The sequence below is a fragment of the Promicromonospora kroppenstedtii DSM 19349 genome (assembly GCF_000515355.1).
GTDB lineage: Bacteria > Actinomycetota > Actinomycetes > Actinomycetales > Cellulomonadaceae > Promicromonospora > Promicromonospora kroppenstedtii.
Window position 1 is genome coordinate 1 of record NZ_KI911692.1, and the last position, 1,475, is coordinate 1,475.

Genomic DNA, 1,475 nt, shown 5'->3' on the forward strand with positions numbered 1-1,475 from the left:
GGCGACGACGACGACGCCCTGCCGCACGGCGGCGGTGGAGGCGCGGCCCAGCGGGTCGGTGCCGTCGCCGGGCGTGCCGAGGCTCATGTTCACGACGTCGGCCGGGTGGTCGCCCAGCGGGTTCGTCGCCGCCTCGAGCGCGAGGAGCAGGTCCTCGGTGGTGCCGCCGCCGTTGGCGTCCATGGCCTTCCAGGCCGTGAGCGTCACGTCGGGCGCCATACCGGTCAGGTTGGCCCCGCCGGCGCCCACGATGCCGGCCACGTGCGTGCCGTGCATGTGGTCGTCCATCGGGTCGGCGTCGTCGTTGACGAAGTCGTAGCCGTCGACCACGCGGTGGCCCGGGCCGAACCCGCCGCCGAGGTCGGCCAGCGTGTAGTCGATGCCCGTGTCGATGATCGCGACGGTGCGGCCGTCACCCGTGACGGGCGCGCCGCCGGCGTCCTCGCGCTCCCAGACCTCGGGCGCGCCGGTGGCGGGGATGTTCGCCTCGTCGCCCAGGATGCGCACGGGCGCGTCCTCGGTGACGCGCGCGACGCCGGGGGCCTCGCGCAGCTCGGCGAGGTCCGCGGGGTCGACGGTGGCGACGACGGCGGACAGCAGGCCGGTCACCGACTCGGTGTCGTCCAGGTCGATGTCCTGGCGCACGGCCCAGGAGGTGATGCCCTCCTGCGCCTCCTCGACGGTCTCCACGGCGGCCCGGTAGTCGGCGGCGAAGGCGCTGCGGGCGCGCGCGGAGCCGGAACCGCTCCGCGCGGTGGCGACTGCCTCCTGGCCGACGACGTCGGCGGCCGTGGGGGAGTCGAGCTCGATGATGACGCGCACCGGGTCGGCGTCGCGTGCGACGTCCGGGGCCGCGACGGCGGTACCCGGTGACAGGACCAGTGAGGCCGAGACGAGGGTGCTCCCGAGGAGGAGACCCCGGCGGCGGCCGGAGGGCAGAGGTTGCATGAGGGCTGTCTAGCCCGCGCTACCCTACGTGGGCAATGGGCGTAATGGCCGGATGCGGCCACTGGCCGGTACCGGCCGCAAGTGTTTACACGGACGTCACGCGCGAGGCCATATTTCACCCCAGCCTCTAGAGCCACCCCTTGCGGACGGCCTGCATCCCCGCCTGGAACCGGTTGGCCGCACCGAGGCGGCGCATCAAGTCGGCGCTGCGGCGGCGCAGCGTCCGCTCGGACAGGCCGAGCTCGCGTGCGATCGCCTCGTCCTTGGCCCCGGAGCCGAGCAGTGCGAGCAGCGCCCGGTCGTCCTTGTTCGGCCCGCGGTCCGGGGGAGCGGCACCCTCCAGGCTGTCGGCGGCGGGGATCTCGACCGCGTCGGCCCACGCCGCCTCGAACGCGGCGCACAGCAGGTCCACCAGCGGGCCGCCCTCGACCACGACGGCGGCCGGGTGCTGCTGGTCGAGGTCCGTGCTGACCAGCGCGGTGCGCCGGTCGGCGATCGCCAGCTTGGTGGGCAGCGTCCGCGCGATC

At 74.8% G+C, this 1,475-nt stretch carries 2 protein-coding genes; both read right to left on the reverse strand.

Annotation, left to right across the window (positions count from 1 at the left end):
- On the reverse strand, window positions 1–948 hold a 948-nt coding region (locus tag PROKR_RS16775; RefSeq protein WP_036964876.1), incomplete at its 3' end, for a S8 family serine peptidase.
- 127 nt (window positions 949–1,075) lie between these two features.
- On the reverse strand, window positions 1,076–1,475 hold a 400-nt coding region (locus PROKR_RS16780), incomplete at its 5' end, for a helix-turn-helix domain-containing protein (RefSeq protein WP_169736452.1).